Origin of the sequence: Nonomuraea diastatica, from assembly GCF_004349015.1 — a bacterium.
GTDB lineage: Bacteria > Actinomycetota > Actinomycetes > Streptosporangiales > Streptosporangiaceae > Nonomuraea > Nonomuraea diastatica.
Genome location: NZ_SMKP01000047.1, coordinates 38,378 through 57,586, shown reverse-complemented (window position 1 = coordinate 57,586; position 19,209 = coordinate 38,378). Strand labels below are relative to the sequence as shown.

Sequence of the window (19,209 nt, the reverse complement as noted above, 5' to 3'; positions counted from 1 at the left end):
GCACTCCCCCGTCCACCGCCCAGACCTCCGGATGGGTGCGGAACCATGAGGGCGTGTGCGCCGCCCGTACGGTGACGGGTCTGAGGGGTGGCAACACCCGGTACGCGAGAACGCACCGGTCGAAGACCGGTTCCCTCGGCTTGACGTCCTGGCCCAGGGCGACCTCCAGCGCCAGCCTGAAGGGGTCGAGATCGCTGCCCCTGCGCAGCAGCCGCCCTGTGGTTCCCCCCATCCGCCCGTTGACCTCGATCACCCGCGGCCCTTCCGGGGTGAATTTGACCTCGACGTGGGAGATGCCGGTGGTGATGCCGACCGCGTGGATGGCGGTTTCCGCCGCCTCCAGCACCTGCTCGCGGTAGTCGTCCGGGAGGCTGTCCGGGATCACGAATCCGGTCTCCCTGCAGGGCGCTGTCAGCGGAAGTCTTTCAACGATCGCGAAGTGCCAGCAGCGGCCGTGGCTGACGGCGGTCTCGACCGAGCAGTAGTCGCCGAGCCACGGCGAGGAGGGGTTCCGTCCAGGGGACAACATCTCCTCCACGACCCAGGCTTCTGCCTGCGACGAGGGGTCGATCCCGCGGACGTCCGCCCAGGAGGTGCAGGGATAGACGTCTACGCTGGCCGTGCCGCGAGCGGGCTTGACGATGGCGGGGAGACCGATCTCCCGTACGGCGCCCTCGAAGCTCTCCGGGCCGGGCACGGTCACCTGCCGGAGCGGAGCCGCACCGCTGCCGTTCAGCAGAGACCGTTGGCGCACCTTGTCGGTGAGTGCGTCGACGACCTCCGGCGAGTGGAAGGGCAGGCCGAGACGTTGAGCCAGGCCGGCCGTCTCGGCCAGCACGAACTCGCTGAACGTCGTGATCCCCCGCACCCGGCCGGCGAGCCGGGCGGCGATGCCCTCTTCTGACGACGCGGCGAGGTCGTACGTTTCCGCCATCTCCTCCATGAACGCCAGTACGGACCGGGTGTGCTCCTGACGGCCGTCGGCGACGAAGACCACCTCGCACAGTCCGTCGGCGGCGTCCATGATCTCGGCAGGGCTGGCGGAGCCGAGGGCATAGACGACCAGGACGGTGGGGAGCTCCAGTGTCATGCCGGCTCCACCGCCGTGAACTCGATCGGCATGCCGGTGATGCCCAGGATGAAGTTCGAGCGCAGGCGGGTGATCTCGCCGGCCACCCGGAAGCCGAGATCGCCGGAGAACAACCGCTTGAACAGGACGCTGAGCTCGATCTGGGCCACCATCGCACCGATGCACCGGTGGATTCCCTGTCCATAGGACAGGTGGCGGTTCGGTGTGCGCTGGATGTCGAACCGGTCCGCGGCGGGAAACTGCTTCTCGTCGCGGTTGGCCGAGGCGTTCCACAGCGTCACGTGATCGCCTCGGGAGAAGTCCTTCCCCCTGACGGTGACGTCCTGGGTGACCACGCGCTGGACGTACGCGTTGGTGGAGCTCCAGCGCAACATCTCGTTGATCGCGCTGTCCATGAGCCCCTGGTCGGCGCGCAGGAGCGCCTGCTGAGCGGGATTCTCGATGAACGCGAGCAGTCCTGTGCAGGCGGTGTACGAGGAGGTCTCATCACCGCCTACGGCGACGTTCAGGCAGTTGTAGAGAATGTCCTCCTCCGGCCAGGGCCTGCCGTTGATCTCCGAGCCGAGCAGGATGCTCACCAGGTCGTCCCCCGGTTTCGCGCGGCGCTCGCGGACGAGATCGGCGAAGATGTCGAAGATCTCGCCCTGGATCTCGCCCAGCCTGAGCCGGTCGTCGTCGGTGGTGTCCACCAGGAGCGGGTCCTGGAACCCGATCATCTTCCTGGTCAGGCCGATGAGTTCGTGTGCCTGGGCGTAGGAGACGCCCGTTATCGTCATCAGCGCGGCCGCGGGAAGCTCCGTCGCGATCTGCGTGGCGAAGTCGCAGCCGCCGTCGGCCCGCGCGCGCTCCAAGGCCGCGTCGACCAGTTCGGCGACCTTCGCCCCGATCAGGTGCACGGTCTGTTGCGCGAACGCGCGATGAATCTGCTGGCGCAACATACGGTGTCTGGGCGGATCCGAGGCCACCAGCATGCGGCCGGCGGCCGTGTCGGCCTCGTTGCGGAACGAGCCGCCGAGCATCGCGCCGCCCTGGGAGCTGAAAACAGCGTGGTCGTTGTAGGCGGCGGCCACGTCATCGTAGGTGGTCAGAGCCCAGAAACCGGCGCCGGCACCGGTCTGGTGCCAGTGCACGGGGTCGTTCGCCCGTAGCCAGGCGAACATGTCGTGGTGCCTGCCGCTGACGAACTGGTCGGGGTCCAGCAGGTCGATGGTGAGCGCGTCCATGCTCAGCCCTTCCGTTCGAGGTCGGCGGCGGCCTCATCGATCAGCTTGGCCAGATCCCTCAGCACGGTGTTGTCGAGAATGTCCCGAAATCCGATGGATACGCCCATGTCCTGCTGGAGCGTGCGCCGGACCCGGAAGGCGAGCAGGGAGTTGCCGCCGATCTCGAAGAAGTCGTCGTTGGCTCCGATGTGCTCGACGGACAGCAGGCGCTCCCACAGATCCGTCAGATAACGTTCCGTTCCGTCCGCGGGCGGCACGTAGCTGCGCCAACGGGACTGGTGGTCACGGAGATGCTGCTCCAGCGCCTGCCTGTCGCGCTTGCCGTGATCGTTGGAGGGGATCTCCTGCAGCGGCAGGATAGCGCTCGGGACCATGTAGTCCGGCAGCACTCCGGCCAGGCTCTCGCGTAGGTCCTTCGGCGGCAGGGCGTCGTCCACCACCACAAAGGCCACCAGCCGGACGCCGTCCCCGTCGCCGGCCGGCAGCACGACCACGTCCCTGACCTGGGGATGCCGTCCGATGACGCGCTCCACCTCTCCTGGCTCGACCCGGTAGCCGCGCACCTTCACCTGATCGTCGGCACGGCCGACGAATTCGAGCAGGCCATCCGCGCGTTCGCGGACCAGGTCACCGGTCGCGTACATGCGCCCGCCATCGCCGGCGAACGGGTCGGGCGGGAACCGCTCGTCGGTGAGCTCGGGCTGGTCGAGATAGCCACGGCCGACCCCGGGACCTGCCACGTGGAGCTCACCCATTTCGCCCTGGGGAACCGGCCTTCCGACGGCGTCGAGAACGTAAGTGGTGACCCCATCCAGGGCCCGCCCGATAGGGACGGTGTCCTCGTCCGGGCCCACGTGCTCCACCCGGTACGCCGTGCAGGCGGTCGTCGCCTCCGATGGGCCGTAGAGGTTGACGAACTCCCCGGAGAATTCCCCTGCCAGCAGGTCACGGCAGGTCGAGGGAAGCAGGACGTCTCCTCCCGTGTGCAGGATCCGCAACGGGGAGAAGGCGTTCCTGTCCATTCGCACGATGTGGTTCAGCGCCATCGTCGGCGCCAGCATGACGCTGATCCGCCGCCTGCGCAGCTCACGCTGCAGATCCGAGTTGAGCAGCTCGGTGATCGACGGCACCACCACGATCTCGGCCCCATAGGCGAAGCTGCACCATGTCTCGAAGCTGAAGGCGTCGAAGGAGACATTGGAGATCTGAGCGGTACGGTCGGTGGGCAGCAACGTGGGCAGCCCCTGGTTCCTGGCGAAGGCGACCAGGTTGCGGTGTTCCAGCACGATCGCCTTGGGCTCACCCGAAGAGCCGGAGGTGAACAATATGCAGGCCGCCGCCTCAGGAGGCACCACGCGGCCCGCAGCGGGGACATCCTCGGACGCGCCGCCGCTCTCCCACTCGAGCACGGCCTCGCCGAAGTGCTCCAGCGAACGCCGCCCGCCGGGCTTGACAAGGATCAGCTTCGCACCGCTCCGGCGAATCATGAGATCACGGCGCGCCTCCGGATATCTGAGGTCGACGGCGACATACGCGGCTCCGGCCTTGAGCACGCCGAGGATGGCGACGAAGGTGTCGACCGAGCGCGGCAGGCAGATCGCCACCCGGTCCTCGGCCGTCACGCCGAGCCGCCCGAGCCGCGCGGCCAGCGTGCTGGAGCGGCGGTCCAGTTCCGAATAGCTCAAAACCTGATCGTCATCGCTGACCGCCGGTTTCCCTGGATACGCAGCGACCGTCTCCATGAATAGTTCTACAAGATTACACAAAGCGGCACCCCTTTACTCGGCGACCAGATTTCAGATTTTCATAGAGAATGCCTTGACTGGATCCGCGAAAACAACGCAAACTGCCTGTCAGGCAAATGTTCATGGAGAGAGGTCGGAATGGTGTCTGTGCAGCGCACGAAAATCTACTCTGACATCGAGCTGTTCCGGCGTGCGGCCGAGGAATGGTCTCGTGAGCGGCAATTCCCGCTGCTGGCGGGGCCCGAAACAGCACGTGCCGCGCACTGGCTGACCAGGAATGGCGACGTCGCCGATCTGCCCGCCGTCTCCCCTGAGCCACGTCCCGGTGTCGTCGTCTCGTGCGGGGACGGCGCCGTCGCCGCGATCGCGGGGCTTCTGGCCCGGGCGACCGACCGCTCCCACGAGCACGTCGCGCCGTCCGAGGTGCCCGGCCTGCTGGCGCACCGAACCGGCGAGCTCGTCGCGCTGGTCGGCCTGCCGGACGACATCGAGGCGATCGGCGACTGGCCGGGCCAATGGGCGCCGGCTCTTGGCGTGGTCACCGCTCGAGGTCTTCCCGCGCTGGCCGCGCTCGTCTACCGGTCGCTCATCCTGCCCGATCTGCCGACAGCTCCTGACCGGCGGCTGGTCCATCCGTCCATGCCGGGCTCTCAGGACGCCGATGTCATCAGCTACGGCGAGAAGGACCTGCTCACCGAACGTCCCTCGCGCGTGCTCGCCCTGCGTAGCCACGGCAGGGAATGTTGTGTGCACCTGCCGGACGGGATCATCTGTGGCCGCTCGGACTCGCTCGATACGTACCACGAGGCGCAGCCCGGCCGCCGTCTGCCCTCGTGCATGCTCGGTACCGGCTGCTTCCGCCTCGACCTCGATCCCGAGGACCGGATTCCGGCCCGCAGCCTCACCGCCAGCGTGGTCTATGTGCACGCCTGCGACCCCGTCGCGCCGGGGGTGAACGCGATGCCGCACTCCGTCAACGTGGCGTTGGGTTTTCTCGATGGCACCGCGGTGGCCGTGGTCGGCGCCGTCGGCAGGCAACGAGCCGATCCGGACGCCGAGAAGGTGCTGGTGGACGCGCTGAACGCGGGACTGCGGCTCGGTGAGGCGGTGACCCTGCTCAACGAGCACGGCCAGGGAGCCGGCGGCGAGATGAGCGTCACCGGCCTGCTGGGGGACCCGGCCATCATCGTGCCCGACGCCGCCGTCTCCGATGTCGTCCACCAGGACGCCGGCCGAGCCATGCCCGCCGCCATCGCCGTCGATCCCGCCCACATCGATGAGGCGCGTTACCTGACCGGCAGTGTGCTGCGCCCCCTCGATGTCCTTCGCTGGGCCGACGTACCCGCGGACCGGGCCGAGCTCGCCCGGATCGACGATGCCGCGCTGCTGGTCGCGCAGGCCTGCCTGCAGGCCGGGCATCCGGCCGCCGGCCAGGTGCCCACCCTGCTCAAGGAACTGGCCGACGACCTGGTGTCGGTGCAACACCGCATGCTCGACGGGCTCGCCGGCAATGCCTACGGCACCTGGTGGCAGTTCGGAGGGCCGGCACGGACCGTCTACCGGCAGGACTCCGCCCATGCCGAACGTTGCCCTCACTGCGGGCGTCCGTCCGGCCGGAGGGTCGTCTACCGCCACCACGTCAAAGAGGCGCTGGAGCTGCGGCTGGGGCTGTGCCGGCGCTGCGGGCCGTGGCAATGGCGAATCGGCCGGGAAGAGGCCGTCCGTCATCGGACGGCCATCGACCGGATCGCCTACGTGGGCGAGCCGGGCACGGTCACGATGACACTGGAGAATCCGTTCGAGCGGACCGTCCGCGGAGCGGCGGCGTTCTGCTTCGTCAACGGAGCCTACGAAAGGCACCAGAAGCCCGCGTGCTGGCCGCTCGCCCTCGGCCCCGGCGAGCGACGAGAGGTCACCGCAGCCGTGACCGTCCAGCGTGCGGTGAACCCGGACCTGCATGAGGCGGTCTTCATGACGCTGCTGGACGGCACGCTCACCGTCCTGCCGATCTTCTTCGATGTACGACCCGTGACGAGCGTGCAATGACCCAGGCATCGATGGCCCTCCGCGGAAATGGCTCCCGGACTCGGGCGCGGCCAAGTATTCGCGAGCGGTGAAGCCGCCTGAAGAAAAAGCAGCTCTGCTCGTTGAGATTCTGCAGCCGAGAGCCACCCGAAACCAGATTCCCTGTGGGCCTGCCGGGGCCATGGCGCCGACTCGCCATTCCGCGGCAGGCATCTCACCATCTGGACAATGGCGGGTCACGTCTCCGGGGACGGTCACACCCGAGCCGCCGTCGCTTGCGGCACATGACCATACATTCGCGCTCGGCGGTGAATGTCCGGTAGATGTCCGGCTGCTGTCCTGCTGTTCTCCGTCTGCGCGTGGAAAACTGGGGGTCCACTCAGACCGGCCGGCGACTCCGTTATGCACTCGATCGGGAAAGGCGGATCCATGCGACCTTTGATCAAGGGCCTCCTTCTGGTCGCTACGGCGGGTGTGATGCCGGCAACCTCAGCCGGGTCAAGCAGGTGTGCTGCCGGGCCATCCGCCACGGCACGACCTCCATGTCCTGCATCGCAGCCGTCATCGCCTGCCTGATGCCGTGGCTTTTGATCACTTGTCCTGATCCGGCCCGGCCGGTTGAGGCCAGCTCGGTCCCACGCCGACCCCGCCGACGGGATGGCATGCTCCATCGTGGGCGAGCCGAGCACGAGGACGAAGAGACCGGGGCTGCGTCTTTTCCTTGATGGACGTCCGCGACGTCCCCTCCATCGCGGCGCACAAATGAATGATCGCGCGTTTCATAACTGCACTTTTGTATCGCTCGACCTGCAGGCCAGACTTCCTGACTTGGATTGTCTGCTCGGCACGCCGACGCAAGGGGCGCAACGGTGCGGCGTTTCCGGCCAAGACGGAACTCGCCCCGCCGTCGTCACCGCCGTGGCGTCAGCGATCGTCGAGCAGCGCGGGGGAGGCAATAGCATGAGTCACACGTCTCACATCGCCACGACGGACGACCTGGCGCGCCGGCTCTATCGGATGGCGCGCATCCAGGCGGGCTGGTCGCCCATCGAGTTCGCCGGCGAAGCAGCGGTTTCCGGTCAGGAAATCGAAGAATCACTGGAACGGCTGGAAGAACTCGGGCTGTTGCGTCCGTGCCGGCAATCCCCGTCGGGTTACCGGGCGGTGGATCCACGCCGGGCGCTGGATCGGCTCTTTCACATGGAGTTGGCGCAGATCGATCACTATCGGCGACACGTGTCGAGCACGCATAACGCCATCAGAATGCTCACCGAGGACTTCTCCGGCTTCGACGAGGACCGCCGCCAGGCCGTCAGGGTCGAGGCCATCCGCGACCCGGCGGAGGTGGACGCGTTCCTGCACGACGCGATCGCGCTGCTCCACGGTCACGAATACCTCATGTATCAGGGAGCCACGCCGTCCGTCGAAATCGTCGATGAGATGTTGCTCCGCGACTGTCACGCTCTGGGCCGTGGCATTCAGCTCAAGGCGCTGCACGTACGCCATATCGCCGAAGTGGACTACGTCCGCGACTACCTCCTCGACGTCAGGCACCGAGGCGCGGAAGTCCGCCTGACCGACTGGGTTCCCCTGCACCTGATGGTCCTCGACGACGCACTCGCCCTGATCCCGATCGATCCGCAAGATCCCCTGACCGGTTTCCTCGCGGTCTTCAGCAGGGAGGTCGTCCGTTCCTACCGAGCGATCTTCGATTTCTCGTGGCTCGCAGCGACGCCACTCGACGTGACACACGCCGCCGATGAGACGGTGGGCGTCGGAAAGCTCCAGCTCACCCCGCAGGAGCTCGCCATCGCGCGGATGCTCGCCACAGGCACCACGAACCACGCGATCGCCCGTCATCTGGGAGTTTCCGCTCGGACACTGAGCAGGTTGATCACCGCCTTGCTCGAGCGCCTGCAGGTTCAGACACGTTTCCAGGCCGGCATGAAGATCGCCCAGCTGGATCTGCTGACGACGAACGGGATTCCCCCCGCCGAGGGTGCTGCCGGACGGCGATCTCCCGGTGAGTAGCGTGCAGATGTCCTCGACCATGCCCGTGTTGTTCTGCGTCCCTCACGCGGGCGGCACGGCCAGTTCCTTCGCCGCCTGGCGTGACCTGCTCCACGACTGCGCCGAGGTCCGTCCCATCGAACTCGCCGGCAAGGGCGCCAGGACCCGCGAGCGGCCCTACGCCAGCCTGCACGACGCGGCGACGGACGTGGCCGACATCGTCCAGGAAGGGGCAGCCGGCCGTCCGTGGGCGATCATCGGGCACAGCTTGGGCGCGCTGATCGCTTACGAGGCCGTACGCGTGCTGGCGGACCGCGGCCAACCACCCGCCCAGCGCCTTGTCGTCTCCGGGTGTCCCGCGCCCCGGCATCGACCGGGCGCGCGCTCGAACGACGAGGCGCAGGACGAGGAGGAGGTCACGCGGCTTCTTCAGCGGCTCGACGGCATACCGTCGGAGATCTCCGACGATCCCGAAGCGGTGTCGTACTTCGCCGGCCTCGTCCGGCACGACGGCCGGCTCCTCTCCGAGTACACGCACGTGCCGCCGGCCGCCCCCTTGCCGTGTCCCGTCACCGTGCTGGTGAGCACGGAGGATCCGATCACCAGCGGCAAGGACCCCGCCGATTGGGAGCTGGCGGCGGCCAGGCCGGTACGCATCCGCCAGGTGGCCGAGCCGGGCCACTTCTTCCCGGTGAGCAATCCACGGCAATGCGCGCGGGTGGTGCGCGACGAGTTCGGCTGGCCGCCGGCGCCCGGCGACACGGGCTCCGGGCTGTACCTGGACCTGTTGAAGAGGACGCTGACGAACGTCATCTACGAGGATCCGCCCGTCCCCAGTGAGTGGAGCCATGGCCGCGCCTACGACCGGGTCAACCGGGTCGCCGGACTGGACTGGCCGAGCCGGGCCCACACGATGGTGGGGATGCGCCGCCTGGACAACGTCCAGGCGTGCATCGAACGGGTGCTGCGCGACGAGGTTCCTGGGGATCTCATCGAGACGGGCGTCTGGCGTGGCGGTACCACCATCTTCATGCGAGCGGTGCTGGCGGCCTGGGGGGTCCGGGACCGGATGGTCTGGGTGGCGGACTCCTTCCAGGGCATGCCCGAGCCGAAACCGGGCTCGCATCGGGAGGATGCGCGCTTAAACACACACACGTTCAACGACTTCATCGGCGTGCCGCTGGACACCGTGAAGCGGAACTTCACGGCGTACGGGCTGCTCGATGAGCAGGTCAGGTTTCTGCCGGGGTGGTTCAATGACACGCTCCCCGCCGCACCCGTGGAGCGGCTGGCGGTGTTACGGCTGGACGCCGATCTGTACGACTCCACGATGGACGCGCTCACCCACCTCTACCCGAAGCTCTCCCCCGGCGGCTTCGTCATCATCGACGACTACTTCCTCGCGGTGTGCAGGGACGCGGTGTACGACTTCCGCCGACGGCACGGCATCGACGACGAGATCAGGGATATCGACGGCTACGGCGCGTTCTGGCGTCGTGGGTACTAGGAGAACGTTTCATGCCGAACCGTGCCGAAGTCCACGGCCCCCCGCACGACGCCGGCCGGCACACGGCCTCATTGGCGAACGCCCTGCTGCGCGCAGCCGCACAGGCGCCGGACCACGGCGTCGTGATCGCCGAGCCCGGCGACAGGCCCCGCACCGTGATGACATATCCAGACTTGCTGCTATCAGCACGGTCTGTCCTGGCCGGACTGCGGCGCGCGGGATGCGCCCCCGGCGAGACCGTCATCCTGTACGGACTCGATCTGCCCAGCTATTTCCCCTCCTTGTGGGCCTGCCTGCTCGGTGGGCTGGTGCCGCTCCCCCTGGACGTCGGCGCCGACGTCACCTCGCGCCTGCGTTCGGCCGACCGCCTGACCGGTGTGAGCGACCTCCTCGGTGGCCCGCGCATTCTGAGCCGCGCGCAGGCCATCACCGGTCTCGCCGGTGCGCGATCCCTGCGGCTCCTGGACCTCGATGACTGCCGCGGCCCGGCGGATGACGAGCCGGAGCCCCCGCGCGTCGCGGAGGAGAACGAGGTCGCCCTGCTCATGCTCTCGTCGGGAAGCACGGGGGTGCCCAAGCTCATCCCGCTGACCCACGGAGGGCTGAACGACTTCGCGGCGGGCAACCGGCGGATGCTGGGGTGGGAACGCCAAGAGAGCACGCTCAACTGGCTTCCGCTCGACCTCAGCGCCAGCCTGCTGCTGTATCACCTGCTCCCGGTGTTCTTGCAGATGACGAACGTGCACGTCCGGCCGCAACACGTGCTTGCCCGGCCGGCGGACTGGCTCGACCTCGTCGTACGGCACCGGGCGCACCACACGTGGGCGCCTGCGTTCGGCTTCCAGCTCATGCTCGCGGAGCTCGCGGACGGCGACCGGCGAACGGACTGGGACCTTTCCCATGTGCGCTCGCTCGTGTGCGGCGGCGAGCAGATCACGACTCGCCTGGCCGACGGTGTCGTCGAAGCGCTGGCGCCGTACGGTGTCGCCCCGGACTGCTTCATCCCGGCCTGGGGCATGACCGAGACCTGCACCGGCATCACCTTCGGCCGCTACGGTCAGCCCGGCAGCGTGCACCGTCTGCGGCCTCCCGTCCTGAGCGGCCCGATCCTGCCGGCCGGTCCCGGCGTCCCCGACGAAGAGTGCGTCACCTTCGTCGCGCTCGGCCGGCCCGCGCCAGGCGCCGGTCTCCGCGTGGTCGACGACCGGAACCAGGTGCTCATGGAGGGCGAGGTAGGGCACCTGCAGGTGCGGTCCGCGCGCGTGACGCCCGGCTACCTGCACAACGACGACGCGAACGCCATGGCGTTCGGGGGCGACGGCCATGGTCCTGATCGCTGGCTGCGCACCGGCGACCTGGCCTTCATCGTGGACGACCAGGTCGTCATGGTCGGCCGGCGGCACGACGTCATCGTGCTCAACGGCGAGAAACACTCATGCCTGCGCATCGAGGAGATCGTCGCATCGGTGGCAGGGGTCCTGGAAGGCGCGGTGGCCGCCTGCGCCGTACGCGACGAGGACATCGGCAGCGAACGGCTCGCCGTCTTCTTCGCACCCGTCCCGGGAGACGGGCCCCCGGAGGAGATCGCCGAGGAGGTGGGACGGACCCTCATGCGCCGGCTGGGCCAGATGCCCCGGCATGTCGTTCCCCTCGCGCTCGCCGACTTCCCCAGAACGCCCGGGGGCAAGCTCCGTCGTTCCGAGCTGATCACCCGCCTGCCCACGGATCGGAACGCGCACGCGCCACGGCCACGGCCCGGCCCTTCGACAGACCTGCATCGCCTGCTGCGCGAGGAGATCAGCCGGGCGGGTGGCCAGGTGGACGCTCATGGCGCCGACGACCACCGGCCGTTCTACGCGTTCGGGCTGACCTCCGTCTCCGTCGTACGGCTGCACTCGCGTCTGTGCCGGACGCTCGGCGACCGCTTCCCCGTCCACGTGCTCTTCGAGCATCCCTCGATCGCTGAGCTGGCCGCGCACCTCGGCGGGGAGATCGGCAGGGAGATCGGCAGGGAGAACCGCCTGCCCGGCCATGACCCGCGGCCCGGCCGCGCCGGGCCCGAGACGCCGATCGCCGTCATCGGGGTCGGCCTGCGTTTCCCCGGCGCGACCACTCCCGACGAGTTCTGGGAGAACCTGCGCGCCGGCCGGGACTGCACGACGGGGTTCGGCGATCGCCCCAGGCCGGACGCCTCCCCGGTCGTGGCCGTCGGCGGGGTCCTGGACGACGTCGAGTCCTTCGACCCCGGCTTCTTCGGCATGAGCCCGCAGGAGGCGGCTCTCACGCATCCCGCGCACCGGCTGTTCCTCGAATGCAGCTACCGGGCGTTGGAGTCCGCGGGATACGCCGATCGGCGCGACGGGATCCGCGTCGCGGTCCTCGCCGGTCAGGGCATGACGCTGCTCGACTATCAGTCTCCCGCCCACGGCGGGGACGTCGACCTCGCGGATGCCATGGGAGCCGCGATCGGCCGGCAGGGCGACTTCCTCGCTTCGAGAGTCTCCTACCGGCTGGGACTGTCCGGACCCGCGATCGGCGTGCAGACGGCGTGCTCCACGTCTCTGGTGGCGGTGCATCTCGCGGTCCAGGCCCTGCGCGAGGGCGAGGCGGATCTGGCGCTGGCCGGCGCCGCCGCGATCCACCTGCCCCAGGACGCCGGATATGTCCACCATCCCGAGTCGGTGTTGTCCCCATCCGGCGTCTGCCGGCCGTTCGACGCCGCGGCGGACGGCACCGTGCCCGGCAACGGGGTCGGCGTCGTCCTGCTCAAGCCTCTCGACGCGGCGCTCGCGGACGGGGATGCGATCCTCGCGGTCATCAGCGGCACGGCCGTCAACAACGACGGAGCGCGCAAGGCCGGCTTCACCGCGCCCAGCGTTCAGGGCCAGGTGGACGTGATCCGTACGGCGCTGCGCCGAGCTCGTTCGCGTGCCGAGGACCTCAGCTACGTGGAGGCGCACGGGACCGGTACCCCCGTGGGAGATCCCATCGAGTTCAGCGCACTGCGCCAGGCGTTACGCCCGGATCCCCGGGCGGGGCGGCCATGCGTGGTCGGCTCGGTGAAATCGAGCGTCGGACACCTCGATACCTGCTCCGGCATCGCCGGGCTGATCAAGGTGGTGCTGATGTTGCGGCATCGGCGGCTGGTGCCGACCAGGAACTTGCGACATCCGAATCCGGCGCTTGGCCTGGGCGCTCTCGTTCTGGCGGACGCGGAGTGCGATTCCCCTTGGACCCGGGAGGATGGCGCGCCGCTCCGCGCGGGGGTCAACTCGCTCGGAGTGGGGGGCACCAACGCCTTCGTGGTCGTGGAGGAACCGCCCGCCCGGCAGGCACCCGGCCTCCCGCTGACCGAGCCCCGCCCCTATCCTGTGCCGTTGTCGGGACGCACGGGAAACAGTGTGCGTCAACTGGCGACCGAACTCGCCGGCTGGCTGGCCGAGCATCCCGACACTCCCGTGGCCGACGTGCTGGCCTCGCTGGCCGCTCGTCCCGGCTTCGGCGTCCGGGCGGCCGTCACCGGCTGCTCCGCCACCGAACTGGCGCGGAACCTGCGGGAGAGCGCCGCCGCCGGGATCCGCCCTGAGCCGCGCGATGGATCTCTCGCGTTCGTCTTCTCCGGGCAGGGCGGCGCCCGGTACGGCATGGCGTCCGGCCTCTACGCGACGCTCCCCGAGTTCCAGGCGCTCCTGCGCGAATGCGATCAGGCGTACCAGGAGTGCGCCGGCGGCGGACTGCTGGACGCGCTCCTCGACGACGGCGCGACCAGCCCTCTTCCCCACGCCCTGGCTCAGCCCGCGCTGTTCGCCTTCCAGGCGGCTCTGGCCGGCCAGTGGCGCGCGTGGGGGGTGGAGCCCGCGTACGTGTGCGGTCACAGCCTCGGCGAGATCTCCGCGCTCCACGCGGCCGGCGCCCTCACAGCGGCCCAAGGCGTGCGACTGACCGCGCGGCGCGGCGAGCTCATCGGATCGCAGGTGAGCGCGGGCGGCATGATCGCCGTACGCGGCGACGGCGCAGAGGTCGAACGTGCCGCCCGGGCCGCCGGGCTTGAGATCGGCGCACGCAACGGCGGACGGGACTTCGTGCTCTCGGGGCCGCCGGAGAGACTCCGGCACGCCGGGTCACTGCTGACGGAGGCGGGACTTGACTGGCGGCTCCTGGAGACGGACCGCGCCTTCCACTCCTCCATGCTCGACCCGATGGTGCCCGCGTGGGAGCGGGTCGTCGCCCAAACCGTGTTCGCGCCCCTCGGCACACCGCTCGTCTCGACTGTTGACGGGGCGATCCTGCCCGCCGGCACGCACCTGCCTCCCGGACATCTCGCGCAGCAGGTCAGGCAGGCCGTACGTTTCGACCGCGCCGTCTCGTCCCTGAACGCCTCGGGCTGCGGGATCTTCCTGGAGATCGGCCCCAGAGACGAGTTAAGCGCGCTGGGACGGAGAAACCTGGCTCACTGCGCCTGGATCCCGTCCCTGGAGCGCGGTGCGCCCCCGCTCGGCGGCCTGGCGTCGGCCGCGGCCGAGCTGTACCGCTCGGGCTGTGCCCTGGACTGGGCCCGGTTCGCCCCGGAGGGGAAGCGGATCGCCCTGCCCCCTCATCCGTTCGAGCGCCAGAACATTCGATATCCCGGTTCGCAGGAGACGGTGACGATGCAGAACGACGTTCTCGACGGCATCCGATCGATGACGGCGCACCGGCTCGGCCTCTCGCCCGACGAGGTGGACGCCGACAGGACGTTCGTGGCGCTGGGCGGCGACTCGTTGTCCCTCGTCTCGTTGACCGGTCAGGTCGAGCGAAGATTCGGCGTGCGCGTCGCCCTGCGGGCCCTGTTCGAGGAGGCTGACACGCCGCGCAAACTCGCCCACATGGTGGCCCGTGAAACCCGTGGCACGGATCCCACGCCGTCCTCGCTCGTCCGGGAACGGCCTCGACCCGCGCACGCCCCCGCTCCGCCCGGCGACGGCGACTCCCGCACGTCCGGCGCCGGCGACCTCTACACGGAGCAGCTCAGGCTGGCCGAGAAGATGGTCGACACGGTCACCGGTCTCATGGCACGCCAACTCGACACGCTGGCGGCCGCGCCCGCACCACCGCCACCCGCACCACCGCCACCCGCACCACCGCCACCGGCACCTTCACCGCAGGAGCGCCCGCCGGTCAGCGTCTCCGAAACCTGGCCGTGTGACTTCAGCCTCTACTTCTTCGGCGACTATCCGGACCAGGACTCCGCGGCCAAGTACAGCCATATTCTCGCCGCCGCCGAATTCGCCGATCAGAACGGACTGCACACCATCTGGATCCCGGAGCGTCATTTCCACTCCTTCGGCGGCCTGTTCCCCAGCCCCTCAGTGCTGGCCGCGGCGCTCGCGGCGCGCACGACGCGGGTTCGGCTGCACGCGGGCTCTGTGGTCCTGCCCCTCCACAACCCCATCAGCGTCGCCGAAGAGTGGTCGATGGTCGACAACCTGTCGCAGGGCCGCGCGGGGTTGTGCGTGGCCTCCGGCTGGCACGCCAACGACTTCGCACTGGCGCCGGAGAACTTCGGCGACCATCGTGACCTGATGTACGAACAGCTCGGCACCGTACGCAGGTTGTGGGCGGGAGAGCCGATCCCGGTCACCTCGGGCACGGGTGAGGCCATCGAGATCACGCTGTTTCCTCGCCCTGTCCAGCCCCGGCCGCCCCTGTTCGCCGCCGTGGTGGGCAACCCCGCCAGCTACCGCCGCGCGGCCGAGAACGACCTTGGCATCGTCACCAATCTGATGGCGCAGAGTGTCGGGCAGCTCGCCGCCAACGTCGCTCTGTACCGGCGCACGCGGCGCGAGAGGGGTCTCGATCCCGACGCAGGACGGGTGGTCGTCCTCATGCACACCTATCTCGGGGACGAACTCGACCGGGTCCGGGACGAGGCGGCGGGCCCCTTCAAGGCGTACCTCCGTAGCTCGTTGCACCTGTTGGGGGACCTCGCACGGAGCATCGGGATCGACGGCGACGTCTCAACGGTGAGCGAGGACGACCTGACCTTTCTGCTCGACGAGGCGTATCGCCGCTACTGTGCCGACCGGGCACTGGTCGGCACAGTGGACACGTGCCGGCCCATCGTGGACACGGTCATCGCGGCGGGCGCCGACGAGATCGCCTGCTTCGTGGACTTCGGCCTGTCGGGCGACCAGATGTCGGCGGGGCTGGAGCTGCTGCCGCGGCTGCGCGCCTCAGTGCCGCGGAAGGCCCGGCCAAGCCCCGTGCGGGACAGGTCGGCCCCCGCCTCTCCGACCCAGCGCCGGTTGTGGACCGTCGAACGGATGTATCCGGACCGCCGTGACTACTGGGAGTCCAAGGGTGTGCTCCTTCAGGGAAAGCTGGACGTCGCGGCATTTCAGGGAGCGCTGGACCGGGCCGTCGCCCGCCATCCGCAGCTGAACTCCGTCTTCCGCGAGGCCGACGGCGAGATCAGGCAGGTCTTTCATGCGCCCGCGGCACTCCGGTGCCCGCTCATCGACATGGCGGGCCGCCCGGCGGACGAGGCGTTCGCCGATCTGGCGGGCGAAGTGCGGGCCGCGGCGCCGGACCTCAGCACCGGACCGCTGCTCCTCGCCCGTCTGGCTCATCTCGGCGAGGACCGCCACCTGCTCTTCCTGTCGGCTCACCACATCATCTTCGACTCCTTCTCCACCGGTGTTCTCATCCGAGATCTGGCGGCCTTCTATCGGGCGTGGCCCTCACCGCCGGCTGATCTGCCCCGGCTCCATGAGCAGCCGGATCCGGGCCCCGCACCGCTCGACGCGGAGGCGAGCCTCGCCTTCTGGCGCGAGGAGCTGGCCGGGTGCGAGCGGCTTTCCCTCCCGGCCGACCACGCCGCGCCGGCTCGGTCACGAGGATTTTGCACCACCTGGGAGTTCTCGGATGGGCTGGGAGGGCGCGTCGCCGAGTACGCCGTCGCAGGGGGAGCCACACCGTTCATGGTGTTGCTGAGCGCGCTCGGCGCGGTGCTCGGCCGGATGAGCGGCCAAGCCGATTTCATGCTGGGCACCGCCGTCACCCAACGTCCCGCAGGCACCGAGAACTCTGTCGGCATGTACGTCAACACGGTGGTCCTGCGCATGGACCTGACCGCCGATCCCCGCTTCGACCAGCTCGTACGACGTGTGCGCGAGCACACCGCGAACGCCTACGAACATCAGGACGTGCCCTTCGACGACCTGGTGGCCGCGCTCAATCCCGAGCGGGTGGCAGGCGTCAACCCGCTCTTCGGCGTCATGGTCGAGTACGAGAACGCGACCGGCGTCGACTTCGACCCACCACGTGTGAACGCCGAGGTCCTGGACCTCCCCACGGATCGTGCGCCCTTCGATCTGACCTTCTACCTGACCGGTCATGGCGAAGACCTGCGCTGTGCGGTGGAGTATGACGCCGGCCTGTTCCAGGAGGCCACGGTGCTTCGTATCCTCGACTACACGGAGCAGTTGCTCACACGCGCGCTGGCCGGCCCCCCGGCACGGTTGTCCGAGTTGACCGCGGTGACGGGGTCGGATCGTTCCCTCCTGTCCGCCCGCCATGCTCCCGTCCGGTCCGAACCACCCGCGTGCCTGCATCAACTCGTCGAGGAGCAGGCGCGGCGCACCCCCGGCGCGCCGGCGATCGCGGGCGACGAGGAGGAGATCACTTACCGGGACCTGGACCAGGCTGCCAACGCCATGGCGCATGACCTGGCGGGGCGCGGCATCGGCCGCGGCGACAGGGTGGCCGTGTGCGTGGCGCCGGGTGCGCGACTCGTGATCGCGCTGCTCGCCGTCCTCAAATCCGGCGCCGCGTACGTGCCGCTGGACGTCTCGCTCCCCGCGTCACGGATCGAGCTCTGCCTCGCGGACAGCCGTGCCGTGCTGCTCATCGTGGACGAGGGCACCGCGGTGACGCATGCCGACCTTGCCGGCGATCACCAGCTGTACGTCGCCGGCGTGGCCGACGATGTTCCGATCACCACGGATCCTCCCTCAGCCCTCTGCCGTCCTGAGGACATCGCCTACTGCATCTACACCTCTGGGTCGACCGGGCGGCCCAAGGCGGTTCTGGTCCCGCATCGCGGCCCCGTCAACCTGGTGCGCTGGCAGCTCCGCCACCATCAGCCGCTGCGCACGCTGCAGTGGACCTCGCCGGGATTCGACGTCAGCGTGCAGGAGATCTTCGCGACTCTCGCCTCAGGCGGCACCCTGGTCGTCGTGTCCGAAGGCACACGGCGAGACGCCGAGGCGCTGGGCGCGGCGATGAACCGGCATGGCGTGCAGCGGCTGCATCTGCCGGTCACCCCGCTGAAATACCTGGCGGAATGCGGGCTGGGCGTCCCCACGCTGCGCGAGATCTGGGTCGCGGGCGAGCCCCTCACCATCACGGCCGAGCTGAGGAGGTTCCTGCGGGCGCATCCAGGAGTGCGGCTCCTCAACCAGTACGGCCCGACGGAGGCGTCCGTGATCGTCACGAGTCACGAGGTCACCGATCTCGATGATCCGCGCATCCCGATCGGCGTGCCCATCGACAACGTGGCGCTGCACGTCCTGGACCCCGACGGGCAGGCGGTGCCCTTCGGGACGATCGGCGAGCTCTACATAGGCGGCCTGGCCGTGGCGTCGGGCTATCTCAACGATGCGGACGCCACGGCCGCGTGCTTCCTGTCGCGACCCGGCGCACCGGAGGAACTGCTCTACCGTACGGGTGACTTCGTCCGCTGGCGGGCCGACGGGAGCCTGGAGTTCCACGGCAGAAGGGACGAGCAGGTCAAGATCCGTGGCCACCGGGTCGAGCCCGCCGAGACACGATGGGCGCTCGGGCAGCTCGCCGAAGTGCGCGACAGCGCCGTTGTGGTGCGGACGGACGCCGGAGGCGAGGCGCAGCTGGTGACGTACGTCGTGCTCGAGCCGGGCGCCATGGACGGACCGGCTTGGAGCACGCCTCTGCGGGACCGCCTGCGCGCCATGCTGCCGTCGTATCTGGTGCCCGACAGGTGGATCCGCGTGAACGAGCTCCCCGTGAACGCCAACGGCAAGGTCGTCCTCCCCCGCCTCCCCGAGCCCGAGGCAGGCGGGGACGGGGACGGAGGGCTGCCGGCCACCCCCATGCAGAGGACGCTCCACGCGATGTGGTGTGAGGAACTCCAGGTCTCGTCGATACCGGTGACCAGTTCATTCTTCGATGCCGGCGGAAACTCGCTGAAAGCGCTGCGCGTCATCACCCTCCTGCGCGAGCGGTTCGGCTATCAGTATCCCCTGGCCGACTTTATGGCCGCGCCTGATATCCGTACGGTCGCCGACCGGCTGGATCGGGAAGCGCGAGGCACGGCCTGACGGACGGACGCCCGCCACGCGTCTCACTATCTGGAACAATGCGCCTCCTGACGGATCAGCGACATGGCCACAATGCTTGAGCCGCGGGGGTGGCTACACCGAGACGCGCCACCCCAGAATTACAACCACGACATCATGACAATTCATGTGGCAGGCGGTGAAAGTTGGGGGAACGGGCCAGGAAATCAACCGGTTGGTGGCTCCTCGTCACCGCCACCGCCGCCTACTTGGGGATCCAGCTCTCGCAGACCATAAGGAACCGGAACGCGTGGCC

At 69.0% G+C, this 19,209-nt stretch carries 7 protein-coding genes; 4 read left to right on the top strand and 3 right to left on the bottom strand.

From position 1 onward, the window contains the following. From E1294_RS18490 to E1294_RS18480, 3 genes are all read right to left on the bottom strand, one after another. A partial coding sequence (locus E1294_RS18490) for an ATP-grasp domain-containing protein (protein WP_132509755.1) occupies window positions 1-1,090 on the bottom strand: 1,090 nt, incomplete at its 3' end. Then, window positions 1,087-2,313 (bottom strand): cytochrome P450, encoded by a 1,227-nt coding sequence (locus tag E1294_RS18485; protein WP_220447808.1) that lies wholly within the window; start codon window positions 2,311-2,313, stop codon window positions 1,087-1,089. The genes E1294_RS18485 and E1294_RS18490, both read right to left, overlap by 4 nt. A gap of 2 nt (window positions 2,314-2,315) precedes the next feature. Continuing rightward, window positions 2,316-4,055: a non-ribosomal peptide synthetase gene (locus tag E1294_RS18480; RefSeq protein ID WP_132509753.1), complete on the bottom strand. Its 1,740-nt coding sequence runs from the start codon at window positions 4,053-4,055 to the stop codon at window positions 2,316-2,318. A 150-nt stretch (window positions 4,056-4,205) separates the two neighbouring features. Here E1294_RS18480 and E1294_RS18475 point away from each other — a divergent pair, with 150 nt between their 5' ends. The 4 genes from E1294_RS18475 (at window position 4,206) to E1294_RS18460 (ending at window position 18,935) form a co-directional block, all read left to right on the top strand. Beyond that, window positions 4,206-6,104 (top strand): hypothetical protein, encoded by a 1,899-nt coding sequence (locus tag E1294_RS18475; protein WP_132509752.1) that lies wholly within the window; start codon window positions 4,206-4,208, stop codon window positions 6,102-6,104. A 741-nt stretch (window positions 6,105-6,845) separates the two neighbouring features. Further along, window positions 6,846-8,114, top strand: coding sequence for a helix-turn-helix transcriptional regulator (locus E1294_RS18470; protein ID WP_165977353.1), 1,269 nt, complete (start codon window positions 6,846-6,848; stop codon window positions 8,112-8,114). Next, complete coding sequence (locus tag E1294_RS18465; protein ID WP_132509750.1) at window positions 8,107-9,600, top strand: alpha/beta fold hydrolase; 1,494 nt, start codon at window positions 8,107-8,109, stop codon at window positions 9,598-9,600. The genes E1294_RS18470 and E1294_RS18465 overlap by 8 nt, the downstream gene beginning before the upstream one ends. An 11-nt stretch (window positions 9,601-9,611) precedes the next feature. Continuing rightward, entirely contained in the window at window positions 9,612-18,935 is a 9,324-nt protein-coding gene (locus E1294_RS18460) for a non-ribosomal peptide synthetase/type I polyketide synthase (protein WP_132509749.1), read from the top strand. Window positions 18,936-19,209 lie beyond the last annotated feature (274 nt).

Excerpts from the sequence above, each read along its gene's own strand:
- E1294_RS18480 (WP_132509753.1), bottom strand. The coding sequence starts at position 4,055 with ATGGAGACGGTCGCTGCGTATCCAGGGAAACCGGCGGTCAGCGATGAC.
- E1294_RS18485 (WP_220447808.1), bottom strand. The coding sequence starts at position 2,313 with ATGGACGCGCTCACCATCGACCTGCTGGACCCCGACCAGTTCGTCAGC.
- E1294_RS18470 (WP_165977353.1), top strand. The coding sequence starts at position 6,846 with ATGAATGATCGCGCGTTTCATAACTGCACTTTTGTATCGCTCGACCTG.
- E1294_RS18460 (WP_132509749.1), top strand. The coding sequence starts at position 9,612 with ATGCCGAACCGTGCCGAAGTCCACGGCCCCCCGCACGACGCCGGCCGG.